This window comes from Streptomyces tirandamycinicus, from assembly GCF_003097515.1.
GTDB lineage: Bacteria > Actinomycetota > Actinomycetes > Streptomycetales > Streptomycetaceae > Streptomyces > Streptomyces tirandamycinicus.
Genome location: NZ_CP029188.1, coordinates 6,578,760 through 6,596,207, shown reverse-complemented (window position 1 = coordinate 6,596,207; position 17,448 = coordinate 6,578,760). Strand labels below are relative to the sequence as shown.

At 73.8% G+C, this 17,448-nt stretch carries 18 protein-coding genes; 8 read left to right on the top strand and 10 right to left on the bottom strand.

From position 1 onward, the window contains the following. Positions 1–38 precede the first annotated feature (38 nt). Both DDW44_RS28500 and DDW44_RS28495 read right to left on the bottom strand, forming a co-directional pair. On the bottom strand, positions 39–308 hold the full coding sequence (locus tag DDW44_RS28500; protein ID WP_017947246.1) for a hypothetical protein: 270 nt from the start codon (positions 306–308) through the stop codon (positions 39–41). A gap of 266 nt (positions 309–574) precedes the next feature. After that, positions 575–1,408 (bottom strand): TIGR02452 family protein, encoded by an 834-nt coding sequence (locus DDW44_RS28495; RefSeq protein WP_108908269.1) that lies wholly within the window; start codon positions 1,406–1,408, stop codon positions 575–577. A 158-nt stretch (positions 1,409–1,566) separates the two neighbouring features. On the opposite strand from DDW44_RS28495, the gene egtA reads away from it, so the two are divergent. The 4 genes from egtA to egtD are packed head-to-tail and all read left to right on the top strand — an operon-like array spanning position 1,567 to position 5,859. Continuing rightward, positions 1,567–2,835 carry an ergothioneine biosynthesis glutamate--cysteine ligase EgtA gene (egtA, locus tag DDW44_RS28490; RefSeq protein WP_108908268.1) on the top strand — a complete coding sequence of 423 codons (1,269 nt, stop codon included), beginning with the start codon at positions 1,567–1,569 and terminating at the stop codon, positions 2,833–2,835. After that, a complete protein-coding gene (gene egtB, locus DDW44_RS28485) occupies positions 2,832–4,145 on the top strand; it encodes an ergothioneine biosynthesis protein EgtB (protein ID WP_018891664.1) in 1,314 nt (437 codons plus the stop codon). The genes egtA and egtB overlap by 4 nt, the downstream gene beginning before the upstream one ends. Next, on the top strand, positions 4,145–4,900 hold the full coding sequence (gene egtC / locus DDW44_RS28480) for an ergothioneine biosynthesis protein EgtC (protein WP_108908267.1): 756 nt from the start codon (positions 4,145–4,147) through the stop codon (positions 4,898–4,900). Before egtB ends, egtC begins: the two co-directional genes overlap by 1 nt. Beyond that, positions 4,897–5,859 (top strand): L-histidine N(alpha)-methyltransferase, encoded by a 963-nt coding sequence (egtD, locus tag DDW44_RS28475; RefSeq protein ID WP_018891666.1) that lies wholly within the window; start codon positions 4,897–4,899, stop codon positions 5,857–5,859. The genes egtC and egtD overlap by 4 nt, the downstream gene beginning before the upstream one ends. Here the strand turns inward: egtD and DDW44_RS28470 are convergent. Together DDW44_RS28470 and DDW44_RS28465 are read right to left on the bottom strand one after the other, a co-directional pair. Next, positions 5,754–6,716 (bottom strand): lysophospholipid acyltransferase family protein, encoded by a 963-nt coding sequence (locus DDW44_RS28470; protein ID WP_108908266.1) that lies wholly within the window; start codon positions 6,714–6,716, stop codon positions 5,754–5,756. The genes egtD and DDW44_RS28470 overlap by 106 nt on opposite strands. Further along, on the bottom strand, positions 6,713–7,489 hold the full coding sequence (locus DDW44_RS28465) for a GNAT family N-acetyltransferase (protein WP_108908265.1): 777 nt from the start codon (positions 7,487–7,489) through the stop codon (positions 6,713–6,715). Before DDW44_RS28465 ends, DDW44_RS28470 begins: the two co-directional genes overlap by 4 nt. Before the next feature lie 298 nt (positions 7,490–7,787). Between DDW44_RS28465 and DDW44_RS28460 the strand changes: the two genes are divergently transcribed. Next, a complete protein-coding gene (locus DDW44_RS28460) occupies positions 7,788–8,012 on the top strand; it encodes a dodecin (protein ID WP_017947254.1) in 225 nt (74 codons plus the stop codon). A gap of 165 nt (positions 8,013–8,177) precedes the next feature. Here the strand turns inward: DDW44_RS28460 and DDW44_RS28455 are convergent, their stop codons facing one another. Continuing rightward, entirely contained in the window at positions 8,178–8,684 is a 507-nt protein-coding gene (locus tag DDW44_RS28455) for a phosphatase domain-containing protein (protein WP_425275671.1), read from the bottom strand. Positions 8,685–9,147: 463 nt separating this feature from the next. On the opposite strand from DDW44_RS28455, the gene DDW44_RS28450 reads away from it, so the two are divergent. After that, positions 9,148–9,885, top strand: coding sequence for an SDR family oxidoreductase (locus tag DDW44_RS28450; RefSeq protein WP_108908264.1), 738 nt, complete (start codon positions 9,148–9,150; stop codon positions 9,883–9,885). A 255-nt stretch (positions 9,886–10,140) separates the two neighbouring features. Here the strand turns inward: DDW44_RS28450 and melC2 are convergent, their stop codons facing one another. Both melC2 and melC1 read right to left on the bottom strand, forming a co-directional pair. Continuing rightward, entirely contained in the window at positions 10,141–10,968 is an 828-nt protein-coding gene (melC2, locus tag DDW44_RS28445) for a tyrosinase MelC2 (RefSeq protein ID WP_108908263.1), read from the bottom strand. Positions 10,969–10,985: 17 nt separating this feature from the next. Further along, the gene (gene melC1 / locus DDW44_RS28440; RefSeq protein WP_108908262.1) at positions 10,986–11,405 is read right to left on the bottom strand and encodes an apotyrosinase chaperone MelC1; all 420 of its coding nucleotides are present in this window, start codon (positions 11,403–11,405) and stop codon (positions 10,986–10,988) included. A 541-nt stretch (positions 11,406–11,946) separates the two neighbouring features. Between melC1 and DDW44_RS28435 the strand changes: the two genes are divergently transcribed. Then, positions 11,947–12,726 carry a crotonase/enoyl-CoA hydratase family protein gene (locus DDW44_RS28435; RefSeq protein WP_108908261.1) on the top strand — a complete coding sequence of 260 codons (780 nt, stop codon included), beginning with the start codon at positions 11,947–11,949 and terminating at the stop codon, positions 12,724–12,726. A 186-nt stretch (positions 12,727–12,912) separates the two neighbouring features. Here DDW44_RS28435 and DDW44_RS28430 read toward each other — a convergent pair whose 3' ends face one another. From DDW44_RS28430 to DDW44_RS28420, 3 genes are read right to left on the bottom strand one after another with little or no spacing between them, the layout of a single operon-like run. Beyond that, on the bottom strand, positions 12,913–13,659 hold the full coding sequence (locus tag DDW44_RS28430; RefSeq protein ID WP_108908260.1) for a succinate dehydrogenase/fumarate reductase iron-sulfur subunit: 747 nt from the start codon (positions 13,657–13,659) through the stop codon (positions 12,913–12,915). Beyond that, the gene (locus DDW44_RS28425) at positions 13,656–15,602 is read right to left on the bottom strand and encodes a fumarate reductase/succinate dehydrogenase flavoprotein subunit (RefSeq protein WP_108908259.1); all 1,947 of its coding nucleotides are present in this window, start codon (positions 15,600–15,602) and stop codon (positions 13,656–13,658) included. The genes DDW44_RS28430 and DDW44_RS28425 overlap by 4 nt, the downstream gene beginning before the upstream one ends. Before the next feature lies 1 nt (position 15,603). Next, entirely contained in the window at positions 15,604–16,308 is a 705-nt protein-coding gene (locus DDW44_RS28420) for a succinate dehydrogenase (RefSeq protein WP_167455544.1), read from the bottom strand. A gap of 83 nt (positions 16,309–16,391) precedes the next feature. Here DDW44_RS28420 and DDW44_RS28415 point away from each other — a divergent pair, with 83 nt between their 5' ends. After that, positions 16,392–17,303, top strand: a complete 912-nt coding sequence (locus DDW44_RS28415) for a LysR family transcriptional regulator (protein WP_017947263.1) — start codon at positions 16,392–16,394, stop codon at positions 17,301–17,303. Positions 17,304–17,448 lie beyond the last annotated feature (145 nt).

Sequence of the window (17,448 nt, the reverse complement as noted above, 5' to 3'; positions counted from 1 at the left end):
GACCGGCTTCCCGGCCCCGGGAAGCCGGTCCGGGCCGATCAGCCGGGCTCCCAGTCCCTGACCAGTGCCGTCAGCCCGTAGTCGAGCTCCGAGCCGTCCACGAGCAGCGCCTCCACCGTGCGGGTCTCGGGGTCGACGTCGGCGACGATTCCGTGCCCCGCGTAGCGCGGGTAGCCCGATGCCCCCCGCTCTCCGGTGGTCTCGACCACGGCCGTACGGACCGCGCTGTCCTCGACCGCCGCGCCGCCGCGGTCCTCGACGTGCTCCGGCACGAGCAGGATCTCGAAGCGCCGCGGAAGAGTGCTCATGCCCCGACGCTAGTCAGGCCCGGCCCGTCACGCATGTCCGCCCGAGCGCTTCTCCGCCCGTCACGCATGTCCGCCCGTACGCATCCCGCCCGTCACGCATCTGCGCCCGGCCCGCCCCGCCGTCACGCGGCCGCCCGGGCGGCCGCGTGACGGCGGCGGTCCGCGCAGGACCGGCTGCCCTGAGACGGGCAGGACCGGCGGGACCTGCAGGACCGGCGGGACCGGCGTGACGGGCGGGCCGCCGGAGGCCGCGACGGATGACCGCATCAGCCGCCGGGTGCCCCCGGGAAGGCCGCGTGGAACGCGCCGAGCGTCCTTCCTTCCCGGGTCCGGTCCAGCACCGCGAAGACGATCTCGTCGAAGTGCCCGGAGAACCGGCCGTCCCCGGTGAGCAGGGTCCGGAACACCCCCGCGACCAGCGCCGGGTCGTTGCGGAAGACCCCGCAGCCCCAGGCGCCCAGGACGAGCCGCCGGTAGCCCGTCGCCGCCGCCGTCTCCAGGACCCGCTCGGCCCGGGAGGCCAGGGCCGCCGGTATCCGGCGGGCCAGCTCGGGCGTGCGGCCCGCGATCACTCCCGCGTTGGGCGCGGGTGAGGTGAGGAACCCCGCCGTGAACGGCGCGTCGAGGAGGCCGCCGCGCTCGTCCCGGAACACCGGCACTCCGGGCGAGTGGATCACCCGATCGGAGTAGAAGGGGTCACGGACCTCCCGGTGGTGGGCGTAGAACCCGGGGACGGCCAGCAGCGTGGTGTAGAGCGCGGAGGCGCGGCAGAGCGCCTCCTCCTGCGCCTGGGCTCCGTTGAGGTACCCGCCGCCGGGATTGCGGGCCGAGGCGAAGTTCAGGACCGCGACCGGGCCGGCATCCCGGCCGGTCATCCGCCGCGCGGCAGCCAGGCTGCTCTCCCCGGTGACCTCGCATAGGCTGAAACGGTCCGTGTCGGGGACCACCGGCACGGGCTCGGGCCCGTACATCCGTGTCCCCTCGACCGCGGCGGTCAGATCCCCGCCGATCGTCACCGTGTGGCCGCCCGGTGCCCGGTAGCGACCCGCTCCGACGATCTCCTCGTTCTGCCGCGCGACCCCCCGCAATCGTGCACTCATGCCCGGAATTCTCGGTGATCAAGGAGGCGCCCGGCAAGCCGTTTTCCGCCCCGTTCACCCCGCTCAGAGGCAGGACCGCCGTACTCCGGGTGCACTCTTGTGCGAACCGCAGCGGTGGCATTAGGTGGACGGAACGCCTTCGACAGGAGGATCCGATCATGGCAGCACCGGGCCGCGCGGGCAGTGCCCCGCCGCTCTCCGAGGACGACGCCGAGGAACTGCTCCGATGTATCTGCTTCAAGACGGGCCCGCCCCGCACCGTCGGAGTGGAGCTGGAATGGCTTGTGCACGACCGGCATCTGCCGCACCTGCCCGTCGACGAGGCCCGTCTCGACCGGGCATTCGCCGGACTGCGGGGCCTGGCCCTCGGTTCGGCGCTCACCTTCGAACCGGGCGGGCAGCTGGAGCTCAGCTCGCCGCCCGCCGCGTCGCTGATGGAGTGCATCGACTCCACCACGGCCGATCTTGCCGCCGTGCGGACCGCGCTGGCCCGCTCCGGGCTGGTGCTCACCGGGTGCGGCCACGACCCCTGGAACCCGCCGCGCCGGCTGCTGCGCGAACCCCGGTACGACGCCATGGAGGCGTGCCTGGACCGCACCGGCCCCGCCGGGCGGTCCATGATGTGCTCCACCGCGTCCGTGCAGGTGTGCCTGGACGCCGGGTACGAGGAGCCGGGTCCGCTGGGCCTCGGCCGCCGCTGGCAGCTGGCGCACCTGCTGGGGGCCGTGCTCGTCGCCGCCTTCGCCAACTCGCCGGCCGGAGCGGGCGGGGAGACCGGCTGGCGCTCGACCCGGCAGGCGCTGTGGGCCGATCTGGACCCGGCGCGGGCCCTGGCACCGCCCCCGGGGGCACCACCCCGTGACGCCTGGGCGGCGCATGTGCTGGACACGCCGGTGATGTGCGTCCGTGCCGCCCAGGGTCCGTGGCCGGTACCGGAGGGGCTGACCTTCCGGGAGTGGATCCGGTCCGGGAAGCCCCGGCCGCCCACCCGCGCCGACCTCGACTACCACATGACCACGCTGTTCCCGCCGGTGCGGCCGCGCGGGCACCTCGAACTGCGCATGATCGACGCGCAGCCGGGAGAGACGGGCTGGATGGTCCCGCTCGCCGTCACCACGGCCCTCTTCGACGACCCGGAGGCCGCCGAGACCGCCTACCGCACGGTCAAGCCGCTCGCCGAGACCGCCGGCCCGCTGCCCGCGCCCCGCAACCCGCTGTGGGTGGGCGCCGCACGGCACGGCCTGTCCGACCCCGAGCTGCACGGCGCCGCAGTCGGCTGCTTCGCCGTCGCCCTGGAGGCCCTCCCCCGGCTGGGCGCCTCGAAGGCCGTACAGGACGCGGTCGCCGCGTTCCACGAGCGCCATGTACTGCCCGGCCGGTGCCCGGCCGACGACTTCCCGCTCCTCAGCAAGGAGACCCGCTCATGACCGAGACCCCGGTGGCCGCGGACGAGGTGCTCAGGAAGCGCGCCCTGGACGCGCTGACCACGGCCAGGGCCCGCACCAGGCTGCTGACGGAGTGCGTCGACGACGGCGAACTCACCGCCCAGCACTCGCCCCTGATGTCCCCGCTCGTGTGGGACCTGGCGCACATCGGCAACCAGGAGGAGCAGTGGCTCCTGCGGGCCGTCGCCGGACGGGAGGCGATCCGGCCCGAGATCGACTCCGTGTACGACGCGTTCGAGCACCCGCGTGCGGAGCGCCCGGCCCTGCCGCTGCTGTCCCCCACCGAGTCCCGGACGTACGCCTCCGACATCCGCGGCCGGGTGCTGGACGTCCTGGAGGCGCACCCGCTGCACGGCAGCCCCCTGGTGGACTCCGCCTTCGCCTTCGGGATGATCGCGCAGCACGAGCAGCAGCACGACGAGACCATGCTCATCACCCATCAGCTGCGCCGCGGCCCGGCGGCGCTGGACGCCCCCGACCCGCCCGGGGGCGGCACCGCCGGGCTGCCGGCCGAAGTGCCCGTGCCGGCCGGGCCGTTCACCATGGGCACCTCCGCCGAGCCGTGGGCGCTGGACAACGAACGGCCCGCGCACCACCGCCATGTGGACGCGTTCTTCATCGACACCACGCCCGTCACCAACGGCGCCTTCCAGGCGTTCGTCGCGGACGGCGGCTACACCGACGAGCGCTGGTGGGCACCCGAGGGCTGGGAGCAGATCCGCCGGCACGGCATCGGCGCGCCGCTGTTCTGGCGGTGCGAGGGCGGCCAGTGGCTGCGCCGCCGGTTCGGGGTGACCGAGCCGGTGCCCGAGGACGAGCCGGTACTGCACGTCAGCTGGTACGAGGCGGACGCCTACGCGCGCTGGGCGGGACGGCGGCTGCCCACGGAGGCCGAGTGGGAGAAGGCCGCCCGGCACGATCCCGCGTCCGGCCGTTCGCGGCGCTACCCGTGGGGCGACGACGACCCGACGCCCGAGCGGGCCAACCTGGGGCAGCGGCACCTTCGTCCGGCGCCCGCGGGGGCGTACCCGGAGGGCGCCTCGCCGTGCGGGGCCCGGCAGCTGATCGGCGACGTGTGGGAGTGGACGTCGAGCGACTTCCTGCCGTACCCGGGGTTCGCGGCGTTCCCGTACCGCGAGTACTCGGAGGTGTTCTTCGGCCCCGGGCACAAGGTGCTGCGGGGCGGCTCGTTCGCGGTGGACCCGGTGGCCTGCCGGGGCACGTTCCGCAACTGGGACCTTCCGGTGCGCCGGCAGATCTTCTCCGGCTTCCGTACCGCCCGGGATGCCTGATGTGTCGTCATATCGCCTTCGTCGGGCGGCCGGAAGCCCTGGGGGAGCTGCTGGTGCGGCCGCCGCACGCGCTGCTGCGGCAGTCGTGGGCGCCGCGCCGGCAGCGGCACGGGACGGTGAACGCGGACGGCTTCGGCGTGGGATGGTACGCCGAAGGCGATCCGGTCCCGGCCCGCTACCGGCGTGCCGGGCCCGTCTGGGCCGACCCGTCCTTCGCCGACCTGGCCCGGGTGGTCCGCAGCGAGGCGCTGCTGGCCGCCGTCCGGGACGCGACGGAGGCCGGCGCGGACGGCGAGGCCGCGGCCGCCCCGTTCGCCGCCGGTCCCTGGCTGTTCAGCCACAACGGAGCCGTGCGCGGCTGGCCCGGCAGCATGGGCCCGCTCGCCGCCGCGCTGCCCGCCACGGAACTGCTGTCGCTGGAGGCCCGCTGCGACTCCGCCCTGGTGTGGGCGCTGGTGCTGCACCGGCTGCGGGACGGCGACGAGCCGGGCCAGGCCGTCGCCGACACCGTGCTCGACGCGGCCCGGGCCGCGCCGGGCTCCCGGCTCAACCTGCTGCTGACCGACGGCGTGACGATCGCCGCGACCGCCTGGGGCGACACGCTCTGGTACCTGGCCGAACCCGGCCGGGGCACGGTCGTGGCGTCGGAGCCGTACGACGACGACCCCCGATGGTGCGAGGTGCCCGACCGAGCGCTGCTCACGGCGACCCGTACCGACGTACTACTGACCCCGCTCAAGGAGCCGTCCGCGTGAGCCCGTTCCAGCTGACCCGCACCCTGCCCGAGGACGCCACGAGTGCCGCGCTGCGCGCCGATGTGCGGCACGGCCTGACCCGCAGCCCCAAGGAGCTGCCGCCGAAGTGGTTCTACGACGCCCGCGGCAGCGAGCTGTTCGAGGAGATCACCCGGCTGCCCGAGTACTACCCGACGCGCGCCGAGCGGGAGATCCTCGCCGGCCGGGCCCGGGACATCGCCGCCGCGACCGGCGCCCGCACCCTGGTGGAGCTCGGCTCCGGCTCGTCGGAGAAGACCCGCTTCCTGCTGGACGCCCTGCCGGACCTGCACAGCTACATCCCGGTGGACGTGAGCGAGAGCGCGCTGACCGGGGCCGGCGAGGCGCTGCTGGCGGACCGGCCGGGGCTCCATGTGCACGCGCTGATCGCGGACTTCACCCATGTACTGGCCCTGCCGGACGCCCCCGGCCCGCGGCTGGTCGCGTTCCTCGGCGGAACGGTCGGCAATCTGCTGCCCGACGAGCGCGCGGACTTCCTGCGGTCCGTCCGGGCGCTCCTCGCGCCCGGGGACGCGCTGCTGCTGGGCACGGACCTGGTGAAGGACGAGCGGGTGCTGGTGGCCGCGTACGACGACGCGGCCGGCGTCACGGCCGACTTCAACAAGAACGTGCTCGCCGTGGTCAACCGGGAGCTGGACGCGGACTTCCCCCTGGACGGCTTCGACCACGTGGCCGTCTGGAACGACCGCCGGGAGTGGATCGAGATGCGCCTGCGCGCACGCGAGCGGGCGAATGTGAAGATCCGCGGGCTGGATCTCGTCGTTCCGTTCGAGGCGGGCGAGGAGATCCGTACGGAGGTCTCCGCGAAGTTCCGTCAGGAAGGGGTGCGTTCGGAGCTCGCGGCCGCGGGGATGAAGCTCACCGAGTGGTGGACCGACGCGGAGGGCAGGTTCGCGCTGTCCCTGTCGACGATGGTCTGAGCGGGGATCGTCCGCGGCCCACCGGGTCGCCGGTGCGGGACGGCGGTGGCGCCGGGCACCGCCGCCCGGCCGAGGGCCCGCTGGGCCGCCCGGGCGAGTGAGCGGCGGTCGGCGTGGGCCGCCGCGGGGATCGGCGGCAGTACGGTGATCTCCGCGGTCAGCCCGGCGGCCGTCGCGACCCGCCACAGCGAGGCACCCAGCGCGTCGTCGCCGACGAACGCGGCCGCGCCGACGGGCCGGTAGGCGATGTGCACGGGCTGCACGACCGCGCCGGCGTCGAGCGCCGCCTGGAACGCCGCGTACCGGAAGCGGCCCCGCTCCCGGCCGCACCAGGTGGACCCCTCGGGGAACACCACCACCCGCGAGCCGCGCCGGAGCACGCCGGCCATGGCGCCGACGACCGCGGGGAGTTCGCGCAGCCGGTCTCGGTCGACGAACAGGGTGCCGCCGAACCGGGCGAGCGGTCCGAGCACGGGCCACCGCCGCACCTCGCGCTTGGCCAGCATCCGCCCGGGCAGGACCGAGGCGACGAGCGGGATGTCCAGCCAGGAGATGTGGTTGGGGACGACGAGCGTGCCCGGTCCGGGACGCCCGGGCACCCGCTCCCCCGGGACGGCGCCGGTCACCCGGATCCGTACGCCGAAGGCCCGCATCACCGTGCGGCACCACAGTGCGGCGAGACGGGCTCGGCCGGCCGGGCCGAGGGGGACCGCCACCGGTGCGAGTACGACGCCCGCGAGGACCGCCGCCGTACCGGCGGCCAGGCGGAGGACCGCGGTGGACCGCCGCACGGTCGGCCATCGCGGGGACGCGCAGTCGGCGGGCGTGCAGGGCGCCGTGGGCAGCCAGACGCTCATTTCACCGGCGCCAGGGACAGGAAGTGCCGCAGGTAGCGGGGGTTGGTGCGGCGCAGCGAGAGCAGGACGTAGAGGTCGGCGACGCCGAAGTCGGGGTCGTGGGCGGGCGCGCCGCAGACCCAGGCCCCGAGACGCAGGTAGCCGCGCAGCAGCGGGGGGAGTTCGGTGCGGCCCTCGGGGCGGGCGATGCCGTCCGCGCTCCAGAGCTTGTGCGGGGTGACCCAGTAGTCCTCCGGAGCGAGGTGCCTGGCCTTGACGGCGTCCCAGGTCGCGGCGGCGAGCCCGCCGCCGTCGGCGAGCGGCACCGAGCAGCAGCCGGACAGCCAGGTGTGGCCGGTGCGGGTCATGTAGCGGGCGAGCCCGGCCCAGACGAGCGCGATGACGGCGCCGTTGCGGTGGGCGGGGTGGACGCAGGAGCGGCCCACCTCGACGAGGCCGTCGCGGATGGGGGCCAGCCGGGACAGGTCGAACTCGGTCTCGGAGTAGAGCCGCCCGGCGACCCGGGCGCGCTCCGGCGGCAGCACCCGATAGGTGCCGACGACCTCGCCGGTTTCCTCGTGGCGCACCAGGATGTGGTCGCAGTACGCGTCGAAGGCGTCGACGTCCAGCCCCGGTTCGGAGCCTTCCAGGCGGGCGCCCAGCTCGCCGGCGAACACCTGGTGGCGCAGCCGCTGTGCGGCCCGTACGTCCTCCTGGTCACGGGCGAGCGACACCACGTAGCGGGGCTCGGCTGCGACGAGGGGCGCGGCGACGGCGGCTGACGATGCGGGCATGGCGGTCTCCTCTGCCGGACGGTGGAGCCGGGCCGCGCCTTGCCGCGGTCCGGCTCCTAACTAATTCCGCGACCGGCTGGACTCGACGTGACGGTGGTGCGGAGCGCGGATGTGGGCCGTCTGAATGGCGGGCGACCTCGGGCGGGGAGGCGGGCGGGGGCGGCGTCGGGCGCGGACGCCTCGCGGAGCGGACGCCTCGCCGAGCCGACGCCTCGCGGAGCGTACGCCTCGCGGAGCGGAACCGGCTGGGGCACGGTGGACTGGAGCCAACGACACGGCTGAGAGGAGAGCGGCCCTCATGTCCCACCACACCTACCGGGTCACCGAGATCGTCGGCACCTCGCACGAGGGAGTCGACCAGGCCATCCGGAACGGCATCGCGCGCGCCGGGCAGACCCTGCGCGGTCTCGACTGGTTCGAGGTCACGCAGGTGCGCGGCAACATCGAGAACGGCGAGATCGAGCACTTCCAGGTCGGCCTGAAGGTCGGATTCCGCATCGAGGACGCGGAGGGCACGGGCTGACACCGTCACCCGGCCGGCGGTAGGCGCCCCGCGGATCCACGGCGCCGGTGCCGGTGCCGGTGCCAGCCGCACGGAACCGGAGTACGGAACCGGGGTGTGGAGCCTGGGTGTGGGGCGTGGCGGTGGGCGGCGGCGACGCGCCGGGCGCGGTGTCCCCGCGTTCGGTCAGGTGCGGCCCTCCGTCCGCTGGGCCTCTCGCATCGCCGTGGAGGTGGTGGCCCAGCGGGCGCGGACGACGCGGAAGCCCGCGCGTTCCGCCGCGTCGCAGACGAGTTCGTCGTCGTCGACGAGCACGCGGATCTCCCGGGTGCGCCCGAGGCGGCGCAGGACCTCCAGCTTGGTCGTGCGCGCGGGGCGGCGGTCGTCGTCGCGCCGCATCCAGATGCGGCCGCGGGGCAGACCGTGGCGTTCCAGCCAGGCCTCGGTCGCCGCGCGGCAGCGCTCGGGGCGGCCGGTCAGATAGGCGACCTCGCACTCCACCGCGGTCTCGGCGACCAGCCGCAGCCCCTCCGCCAGCGGCGTGTCGTCGGGCGCGGCGGCGAAGAACCCGGCCCAGTCGCGCGGCCTGCGCTCCAGGAAGTGCTGCCGGTGGCCGGTCTCGGCGAGGGTCCCGTCCAGGTCGAAGACCGCGAGGGGCCCGCGGCCCCGGATCGTCTGTGTCTGCTGCGTCACGGGCCCCAAGGGTACGGCCCGCCCGCATGCCCGCCACCCCTCGTCAACGGGCAGCGGCACCTGGTCGGCCCGCCCGTCCGGATCCCGGCTGCTCCGCCCCCGGCCGGCCGGTGCGCCGCCCGCCTCCTGTCCGGAGTGCGGCCGCCGCGCCCCGGGGCGTACGGTGGTGCGAGGGCTGCTCCGGTCGGGAGTCTGCGCATCCGGCCGCGATCGGTCCGGTGCCGGCGGGTGCGGTGCGGGCGAGGATCCGCCTGCCCGGGACGCGCCCGGACACCCGGCGCCCTCGCGGCCCGCCTGGGGTCGATCACTCACCACGGACGGTCCGGTGCGCGCCGTTGACCTCAACCCTGATGACGTCAGGGCCTCATGCCGTCATGACGCCATGACCGCATGACGCCATGACCTCATGACCTCATGACCGCATGAGGTTTCGGGAACGCGAACGGCCGGCGAAAGGTGCGTCATGAGGTTCACGGTCCTGGGGGCGAGCGGCCTGATCGGCTCGCAGTCCGTCGAGCGGCTGGCGGAGGCCGGGCACGACGTCGTCCCCGCCACCCGTTCCACGGGGGTCGACGTGGTCAGCGGCACGGGTCTGCGGGGTGCCTTCTCCGGCGCGGACGTGGTGATCGACGTGACGAACTCCCCCACGTTCGACGCCTCCTCCGTCGACTTCTTCCAGTCGTCGGCGAACGCCGTGGCGGCCGCGGCCGAGGAGGCCGGTGTGCGCCATCTGGTGATTCTCTCGATCGTCGGCGTGGACCGGGTGCCCCAGCTCGACTACTACCGGGCCAAGACCGCGCAGGAGGAGATCGTCGCGAGCGGGCGGACACCGTACTCGATCGTTCGGGCGACGCAGTTCTACGAGTTCGTCGAAGCGATCATGTCATGGACCACCGACGGCGACGTCGTCCGGCTGCCGCGCACCCCCCTGCAGCCGATCGCCGCGTCCGACGTGTCCGCGGCGCTGGTGGGCACCGCGGCCGGCACCCCGTTGCAGGGCGTCCGCGGCATCGGCGGACCCGAGGTGTTCCCGCTCGACGAGCTGGGCCGGATCGCCCTGGCCGCGCGTCCCGACGGACGCAGTGTGGTCACCGACGACCGGGCGGGGCCGTTCGCGCTGGTGGCGGGAGACGTACTGGTCGCGCCGGAGGGCTCCGACCTGGGCCCGACGTACTACGGGGACTGGCTGGAGCGCCGGTAGGCCCGATCTGCGGGGTCTGCTCCGGCCGGATACCGGCCCGGGCGGCCCGGTGTCCCGCGGGCAGCCCCGGCGCACCGGGTGCCCACCGGGACCGGTCGGCGGCGGGGCACCGGGAACCCGGCCGAGGGCAGGGAGGGGCACCGGAAGCGAACGGCCGGGGAATGCGGACGCCGCGCGCCGGCCGGTGACGCGGAGGTCACCGGCCGGCGTGCCCGGCACGGAGGGTCACTCCGTGCCCGGGGCGGACGGCCCGGGTCAGGCCGCCGTGTCGAAGGTGTAGTGCGGGCGGTGGTCGAGCATGTCCGCCGGGGTCACGTCGTTCCACGGGCGCATGGTGTCGCGGAGGTCCACGACGTTCGGCGTGCCCGCGGCGGGCAGGTAGGGCGAGTTCGGGTGGCGCCGCTGCCAGTCGGCCCAGAGCTTGTCTATGAAGGCGTGGTGGAGCCAGAACACCGGGTCGTTCGGGGAGACTCCGGTCGCCATCTGGCCGCCGACCCAGACGTGGACGCGGTTGTGCAGATTGACGCCGCGCCAGCCTTCCAGGTGGTTGCGGAAGCCGTCCGAGGCGCTGTTCCACGGGTGCGCGTCGTAGGTGGACATGGCCAGTACGGAGTCGACCTCGGCCCTCGTCGGCAACTGCCGGCCCCCGGCGCCCAGCGAGCGGCGGAGGAAGTTGCGGCCGTCGACGCGGACGTTGACGGTCCAGCCGCCGGACGACGCCGCGAAGGGGCCGTCCATGACCTGTCCGTCGCGTGCGCGGCCGGTGCCGCCGAGGAAGTCGGCGGCCCACAGCGAGGAGGCGGTGGTGCGGTCGGCCGTCCAGTCCCAGTAGGGCAGCGCCACCGACGGGTCCACGGACTGCAGGGCCTGCTCGAACTGGATGAGGAATCGCCGGTGCCACGGCAGGAACGACGGCGAGCGGTGACCGACGCGGTCTCCGTTGTCGGTGTCGCTCATGATGAAGGCGTTGTGGGTGGTGACGAAGGTGTCGTACTGCCCGTTCCGCTTGAGGGCGAGCAGGGCGTTGACGAACCGCCGCTTCTCGTCGGCGGTGAGCTGGGCCTGGTTCTTGCGTACGGTCATGGCGGTGGCGCTCCGGTTCAGCCGAGGTCGAGCGGGACGAGGGCGGCACCCTGGAGTTCGGTGACGGCCGCACGGGCGAGGGCCCGCGGGGTGGCCCGGGGCTCGTAGTGGTTGATGACACTGATCCAGGTGCCGTCGGCGTTGCGCATGACGTGGAGTTCCTCCCCGTCTATGCGGACGGTGTAGCCGGCACCGTGATCGCCGTGGTGTCCGCCCCCGTGGCCGCCGTCGTGACCGCCGTCGTGCGTGGGGCCGCCCTGTATGCGGCGGCCCTGGTAGACCTCGTCGAACGAGCCCGGCACGGCGGTTGCGCCGTGGGCGCCCTGCGGCTGCGGACCGGTGCTCCGCATCGCGGCGTGAGCGGCGCCTGCCGCGGCGAGGCCGGCGGCGGTGCCCGCGGCGACGCCCAGCGCGCGGCGGCGGGTGAATCCGGACATGCGTTACCCCCAAGTGGATGTGGTGGAGAGGCGGTTGCGGTGGTCGGGCCGGAACCGCCGTGACCATCCCTACCGGCCGTACGCGGCCGGGCAGTAGTCGGGGCGGACAGGTTGGCCGCCATACGGACAAGTCGCCACAGAATGTGCAGGGTTGAATCATGTTGATCTTGCGGTTTGCGGCAGGTGCGGCGCCGTCGGGACGCAAGAACCGCAGCAGATGGTGACGATCCGGTGAAAGATCTTCACCAGGTGTCCATTCGGGGTGTCGGGCGTCACAGCGTGAATCTGTCCGGAAAATATGCCAAGAGCAGGGTCGTGAATACCTTCATGCAAACGGTCGCGGCCGGTCCGCGGGGTTGTGCCGTACCCGGCGCCACGGAAGGATCCTCGGGCCGACCCGAACACCGGTCACCGGACGGCACCAGGCCGGACCGGGCCCGAGCGGAGCCAGCCCCAACCGGGCACCAGGCACCAGGCACCAGGCACCAGGCACCAGGCACCAGGCACCGGCATACGGACGCGTCAGCGAGGAGGACGGGCGATGGGCGACATCCCGGCCGTACGGATCGAACGCGACGGCCCCGTCCTCACCGTCGTCCTCAGCCGCCCCGAGGTACGCAACGCGGTGGACGGCCCCACGGCAGCGCTGCTGGCCGACGCCTTCCGGCAGTTCGAGGCGGACGACGACGCCTCGGTCGCCGTGCTGTGCGGCGAGGGCGGGACGTTCTGCGCGGGCGCCGATCTGAAGGCCGTCGGTACCGAGCGCGCCAACTCGGTCACCGCGGACGGCGACGGCCCGATGGGCCCGACCCGGATGCGGCTGGGCAAGCCCGTGATCGCGGCGGTCTCCGGCCATGCCGTGGCGGGCGGCCTGGAGCTCGCCCTCTGGTGCGATCTGCGCGTCGCCGAACGGGACGCGGTCTTCGGGGTGTTCTGCCGCCGCTGGGGTGTCCCGCTGATCGACGGCGGGACGGTGCGGCTCCCGCGGCTCATCGGAGAGAGCCGCGCCCTGGACCTGATCCTCACCGGCCGTCCGGTGCCCGCCGCCGAGGCGTACGACATCGGCCTCGCCAACCGGCTCGTCCCGCCCGGGGAGTCCCGCGGTGCGGCCGAGCGGCTCGCCCGCGAGATCGCCGCGTTCCCCCAGCTGTGCCTGCGCCACGACCGGCTCTCCGTACGCGAGCAGCACGGCTTGCCCGAGCCCGAGGCGCTCGCCCGGGAACACCGGCACGGTCTCGTGCCGCTGACCGCCGGCGAGACCTCGTCCGGTGCGGCCCGCTTCGCCGGCGGCGCGGGCCGGCACGGGTCCTTCACGGACTGACGCCCGGCCGGGAGCGGGCCCGCCGGGCGGGTCACACGGCGGGCGGGTCACACGCCGGGCGAGTCACACGCCGGGCGAGTCACACGCCAGGCGGGTCACACCGCGGGCGGCGGCCCGGGCCCGGGGCCCGTCCGAGGCGTCGGCGTCCGCGCAGCCGTGCCTGGCAGCCGTGCCGGGCCGGTGCTCCTACCGCTTCACCTTCCGCGCGGCGCGCAGCCATTCGCGGTTCATCGCGGTGATCGACGGGAGTGGGATGCCCTTGGGGCAGGCCGTCGCGCACTCGCCGGTGAGGGTGCAGCCGCCGAAGCCCTCCTCGTCCATGGCGGCGACCATGTCGAGGACCCGGGTCTCGCGCTCGGGCGCGCCCTGCGGGAGCACATTGAGGTGGTTGACCTTCGCCGAGGTGAAGAGCATCGCCGAGCCGTTGGGGCAGGCGGCGACGCACGCTCCGCAGCCGATGCACTCGGCGTGCTCGAAGGCGGAGTCGGCGTCGGCCTTGGGGACCGGCGTGGCGTGTGCCTCCGGGGCGGACCCCGTCGGGACCGAGACATAGCCGCCGGCCTGGATGATCCGGTCGAACGCCGAGCGGTCCACCACCAGGTCCTTCACCACCGGGAAGGCCGAGGCCCGCCACGGCTCGACGTCGATCGTGTCGCCGTCCTCGAACGAGCGCATGTGGAGCTGGCAGGTGGTGGTGCGCTCCGGGCCGTGCGCGTCGCCGTTGATGACCAGCGAGCAGGCCCCGCAGATGCCCTCGCGGCAGTCGTGGTCGAAGGCGACCGGCTCCTCCCCGCGCAGGGTGAGTTCCTCGTTGAGGGCGTCGAGCATCTCCAGGAACGACATGTCCGGGGAGACGCCGTCGACCTCGTAGGTGACCATGGCGCCGGGTGCGTCGGCGTTCTTCTGGCGCCAGACGCGCAGTCTGAGCTTCATGCGTAGCTCCGCTGGGTGGGGTGGACGTACTCGAAGACGAGGTCTTCCCGGTGCAGGACGGGCGGGGCGCCGGTGCCGGCGAACTCCCAGGCTGCGGCGTAGGAGAACTCCTCGTCCCTGCGCCGCGCCTCGCCGTCCGCGGTCTGGGACTCCTCGCGGAAGTGGCCGCCGCAGGACTCCGTCCGGTGCAGTGCGTCGAGGCACATCAGCTCGGCCAGTTCCAGGTAGTCGACGACGCGGTTCGCCTTCTCCAGCGACTGGTTGAGCTCCTCGCCGCTGCCCGGGACCTTGATCCGGCGCCAGAACTCCTCGCGTATCCGCGGGATCCGGTCGAGGGCCTTGCGCAGTCCCGCGTCGCTGCGGGCCATGCCGCAGAACTCCCACATCAGCTCGCCGATCTCGCGGTGGAACGAGTCCGGTGTGCGGTCGCCGTCGACGGAGAGCAGCAGGCGCAGCCGGTCCCGGGTCTCCGCGAGCACCTCGGCGACCTCGGGCCGGGCCGTGTCGACGGCCTCGGCGTGCGGATGGCGTGCCAGGTAGTCGTTGATCGTCGACGGCAGGACGAAGTAGCCGTCGGCGAGGCCCTGCATCAGCGCGGAGGCGCCGAGCCGGTTGGCGCCGTGGTCGGAGAAGTTGGCCTCCCCGATCGCGAACAGGCCGGGCACGGTGGTCTGGAGGTCGTAGTCGACCCACAGACCGCCCATGGTGTAGTGCACGGCGGGATAGATCCGCATCGGCACCTCGTAGGGGTTCTCCGCGGTGATCCGCTCGTACATGTCGAAGAGGTTGCCGTACTTCTCCGCGACGCCGGCCCGGCCGAGGCGGCGGATGGCGTCGGCGAAGTCGAGGTACACGCCCTGGCCGCCGGGGCCGACGCCGCGGCCCTCGTCGCAGACGTTCTTCGCCGCGCGCGAGGCGATGTCCCGGGGCACGAGGTTGCCGAAGGACGGGTAGATGCGCTCGAGGTAGTAGTCGCGCTCGTCCTCGGGGATCTCGCCCGCGGGGCGGGTGTCGCCCTTGGCCTTCGGCACCCAGATCCGGCCGTCGTTGCGCAGCGACTCGCTCATCAGCGTCAGCTTGGACTGGTGGTCGCCGGTGCGCGGGATGCAGGTGGGGTGGATCTGGGTGAAGCAGGGGTTGGCGAAGTACGCGCCGCGCCGGTGGGCCCGCCACACGGCGGTGGCGTTGGAGTTCATCGCGTTCGTCGAGAGGTAGAAGACGTTGCCGTAGCCGCCGGTGGCCAGGACGACGGCGTCCGCGGTGTACGCGTCGATCCGGCCGGTGACCAGGTCGCGGGCGACGATGCCGCGGGCCCGCCCGCCGACGACGATCAGGTCCAGCATCTCGGTGCGGGGGTGCATCTCCACGTTGCCGGCCGCGATCTGCCGGGACAGCGCCTGGTAGGCGCCGAGCAGCAGCTGCTGGCCCGTCTGGCCGCGGGCGTAGAACGTACGGGAGACCTGGACGCCGCCGAAGGAGCGGGTGTCGAGGAGGCCGCCGTACTCCCGGGCGAAGGGCACGCCCTGGGCGACGCACTGGTCGATGATCTCCACGGATATCTGCGCGAGCCGATGGACGTTGGACTCCCGCGCCCGGAAGTCGCCGCCCTTGACGGTGTCGTAGAAGAGGCGGTGCACGGAGTCGCCGTCGTTGCGGTAGTTCTTGGCCGCGTTGATGCCGCCCTGGGCGGCGATGGAGTGGGCGCGGCGCGGGGAGTCCTGGTAGCAGAACTGGACGACGTGGTAGCCCTGTTCGGCGAGGGTCGCGCCGGCCGAGCCGCCGGCGAGGCCCGTACCGACCACGATGACGGTGTGCTTGCGGCGGTTGGCCGGGTTGACCAGCTTGGCGGCGAAGCGGCGGCGGTCCCAGCGGTCGGCGATGGGGCCCTCGGGTGCCCTGGTGTCGGCGATCGGGGCGCCGGTCTCGTAGTGCGAATAGCTCATGTCAGCTCACGACTCCGGTCATGACGGCGACGGGTACCGAGACGAAGCCCAGCGTCAGTACCAGCGCGAGGCCGTTTGCGGCGGCCTTGAGCGCGCGGTCGCGGCGCGCGCTGCCCGCGCCGAGGGTCTGGGCGGCGCTCCAGAACCCGTGGCGGACGTGCAGGCCGAGGGCGAGCATCGCGGTGAGGTAGACGGCGTTGCCGTAGGGGGTGGAGAAGGTCGCGACGACGTTCTCGTACGGCCTGCCCGGCTGGGCGTTCTCGTTGACGGTGAGCGTGGTCAGGTCCAGCAGGTGCCAGACGATGAACAGCCCGAGGATGACACCTCCCCAGCGCATGGTGCGGGTGGCGTAGCTCGCGCGCCGGCGCTTGTGGACGTACCCGTTCGGGCGGGCCCGGATGTCCCGCCGGCTGAGCTGGTAGGCCGACACGCCGTGCAGTACGACGGCGGCGAGGAGGACCACGCGGACGATCCAGAGCGCCCACTCGTGGTGGAGGAAGGGCTCGCCCAGGGTGCGGAGCCATTGGGCGTAGCCGTTGAACTCGCCGGAACCGAAGAAGATCTTGAGGTTGCCCAGCATGTGGACGACCAGGTAGCCGAGCATGATCAGGCCGGTCAGGGCCATCACCGTCTTCTTGCCGACGGTCGATCCCCACAGCGTGCGCGTCATGGACGGCCGTCGGCCCGTCCGCGTTGCCAGAGCCATGGACACGACGCTAGGCGGAGGGATGCCGAGAGGTCCAAGACATGGTCCGGCTCATCTCGATAGGCAGGGGCTATCGTGGAGGGATGCAGTTCCAGCAGCTCCAGTACTTCGTGGCCGTCGCGGAGACCCGGCACTTCACCCGGGCCGCGGAGCGCGTACACGTCTCCCAGCCCTCGCTGTCGCAGCAGATCCGGGCGCTGGAGAAGGAGCTCGGGGCGGAGCTGTTCAGCCGGGCGCGCGGCAACATCGCCCTCACCGACGCGGGCGAGGCGCTGCTGCCGCTGGCCCGGCGGATCCTCGCCGACGCGGACACGGCCCGGCACGAGGTGCAGGAGCTGGCGCAGCTGCGCCGGGGGCGGGTGCGGCTGGGGGCGACACCGAGCGTGTGCACCGGCCTGCTGCCGGACGTGCTGCGCGCCTTCCACGACCTCCACCCGGGGATCGAGCTGCTGATCGAGGAGGGCGGCTCGCACGACCTGGTACGGGGGCTGGCGCGCGGCGCGCTCGATCTGGCCCTGGTGGTGCTGCCGCTGCCGGCCCCGTCCCCGGCGCTGACCACGGTGGAGCTGCTTCAGGAGGACCTGGTGGTGGTCTCCTCGGCGGCGTCCCCGGCGCCGCGCCGCCCGGTGCGGATCGCGGATCTCCAGGGCGAGCCGATGGTGATGTTCCGGCACGGGTACGACCTGCGGGAGCTCACGGTCGCGGCGTGCCGCGCGGAGGGCTTCGAGCCGGCGTTCACGGTGGAGGGCGGGGAGATGGACGCGGTGCTCGGCTTCGTGCGGGCGGGGCTCGGCCTGGCGGTCGTCCCCCGTATGGTCGCCGCGCGCGCGGGCCGCGACCTGCGGGTCACCGCCCTCGCCCGCCCCGGGCTGCGCCGGACCATCGCCCTGGCGCACCGCAGCGACGTGGCCCCGCCGCGTGCGGCCCGCGAACTCCAGCGGCTGCTGCTGCGCACGCGAGGCGCTGCTCCGCGGGAGCCGGGCGCCGACGCGTGAGGCGTGGCCCGACCTGAGGGCGCCCAGGCCCGGGTCCACCGGACGCGGGCTTCCTCGGTCTCTTGTGGTTACTCGGTGAGCGCACCCTGCGCTTCAGTGAACTGCGCGACGAGATGGAGGGCATCAGCCACAAGATGCTCTCGCC